The organism is Paenibacillus sp. 01T422, from assembly GCF_056398785.1.
Map to the genome: position 1 here is coordinate 1 of NZ_JBFTQB010001012.1, position 2,175 is coordinate 2,175.

The following is a 2,175-nucleotide window of genomic DNA, read 5'->3' on the forward strand; positions in this document are numbered from 1 at the left end:
TAGTAGTGTAGTCTGCACGGGGAGCGAGAAGCCAAGGGATAACCCGAAGAAGATAATTCCAGCCAGCAGCCAAGCTAATGAAATCGAGTAAAAGATGAGGAAAAACAACACCGAAATGGCCATTAGATAAGTCGTCAGAACGAGCAGCTTTTCTCCATCCATCCGGGATTGGATTTTCCCCCCTAAATAACTGCTGACCACGATGCAAAGCGACAAAGGCAGAAAAACCAGTCCTTTTTGCTCAGCCGACAAGCCGTAACGATCGCTCAAGATGTTCGGCAAGAAGATAAGAAAATCGTAAAATACATAATATTGAATAAAACCAAGATAAATAATAGACGATCCGATCCGATTCTGAAGAATCACTGCAAAATCCCGCAGTTGAAAGCGGCCTGCTTGGACGTTGTCCGGCTTTGTTTCCTTCAAATATAGGTAGTTGAAAACCAGCACAAGCATACCTGTTGCTGCAAGAGCGAGAAATACGGAGTGAAAATTGAACAACCCGCTCAGGAAACCGCCAATGACGGGTCCCAGCACAGGGCCTAATGAAACCAACATCTGAAAGGTTCCCATCGCTTGGCCGCGTTCTTTGCCATCGAACAAGTCACTGATTACCGTAACGGCAACGACGGATCCTGCAGCGATTCCGATAGCCTGCAATGCTCGGAAAACCAGAAGCAGCTCTATGCTGTAGGAGAAATAACACCCAACCGAAGCGAGAACATACAGCGATATACCGAAAAGAATGACTTTACGGCGCCCCTTTGAGTCAGTAAGCGGTCCATAGATCATCTGCATGATGGCAAGAAATAAGGTAAACACGGAAATCGTCAAGTTTACGACGAATGAGGTGGAGTGGAGTTGACTAGCAACTTCGGGTAACACCGGGGTGTAAATGGTTTGCGTGAAAGGCCCAAGAAATGCAGCAAACGCAACAATATAAACAATGAGTTTACGATTCATGACGTTCAATCCTTTCTATGATTCTTATCGTCATCGTACAAGAAATCTGTTATTTATTCCAACGCATTGCATGCTATAATCTCATTGACTAGAAGGAATGAATGGAGTGTGCGAAATTGGAACTTCTTCAACTGCACTATTTTCTCGCGGTAGCTCGTTCGGAGCATGTGACTGAAGCTGCCCGAAGTCTGCACGTCACGCAATCGTCATTAAGCAAAACGATACAACGCCTGGAGGATGATCTAGGGGTCTTGCTATTTGATCGAATAGGTAGGAAGCTGCAATTGAATGAGTTCGGAAGAAGATTTCTTCGGCGTGCAGAAAGGGCTTTGTTCGAATTGGAACAGGGGAAGCTGGAGCTTAGCGATTTATCCAGTCCCGATCATGGCACACTTGAATTAGGAGTGACTAGCGCAAGCGTCTTGCACAACATTCTTCGGAAATTTCGGAAAAAGCGGCCCAATATTCAATTTCATGTGCAAATGCTGAGCACGCAGGAGATGGTTATGCTTCTGGAGAGAGGTGAGGTAGATTATTGTTTGTCATCGCCTCCTATCGAACGGGATGAGATTGAATGTAAAGTCTTGTACATCGACCCCATTCTTGTCGCCGTTCCATTGAGGCATCGGCTGGCGGACCGAAGCAGCGTATCCTTGACTGAGCTGAGGGATGAATGGTTTGTCGGGGTAAAGATCGGCTACGGTACACGCGATTTAATGGATGCGGTATGCAGATCGGCTGGATTTGTACCTCATTATGTTTACGAGGGGGATGAACCGGCAAGACTGGTCAATCTGGTGGAAGCTGAGATTGGCATCGCCTTCATACCAAGCACGGCAAGGAATGAACGAGCACAAATCAAATATCTCCAGATAGAGACTCACGAAGTTGTGCGGGAAATCGCATTGTTGTGGCACAGGAGTCGTTATATATCGCCGGCTGCTCTGGAATTTCGTGAGATCGTTGTAGAATATTTCGAGGAGCTGTCCAACCAGACCATTTAACTCATTCATAGGATTGTGATCTCTACCGATGTGCAGCTAGCTAATCGATTGGCTGCTCATCATAAAAAGGCCGCGGCGAAATTAAACCGGCGGCCTTTTCCACGTAAAAAAAGGCAGATTTGCTTAATGAAAAGAGGTACAATTGTGAACGAAGCAGAAAAGTTAACTATATAACTAATAAGTTAGGCTTATTAGAAGGGAAAGATGC

At 45.7% G+C, this 2,175-nt stretch carries 2 protein-coding genes; one reads left to right on the forward strand and one right to left on the reverse strand.

Features of this window, described 5'->3' with window-relative positions; all coding sequences use genetic code 11:
* The coding region (locus AC1DUA_RS34860; protein WP_477504096.1) for an MFS transporter at nucleotides 1-963 on the reverse strand (963 nt) is incomplete at its 3' end.
* Between the two features lie 116 nt (nucleotides 964-1,079).
* On the opposite strand from AC1DUA_RS34860, the gene AC1DUA_RS34865 reads away from it, so the two are divergent.
* Nucleotides 1,080-1,967 (forward strand): LysR family transcriptional regulator, encoded by an 888-nt coding sequence (locus AC1DUA_RS34865; protein WP_477504097.1) that lies wholly within the window; start codon nucleotides 1,080-1,082, stop codon nucleotides 1,965-1,967.
* Nucleotides 1,968-2,175: the final 208 nt, after the last annotated feature.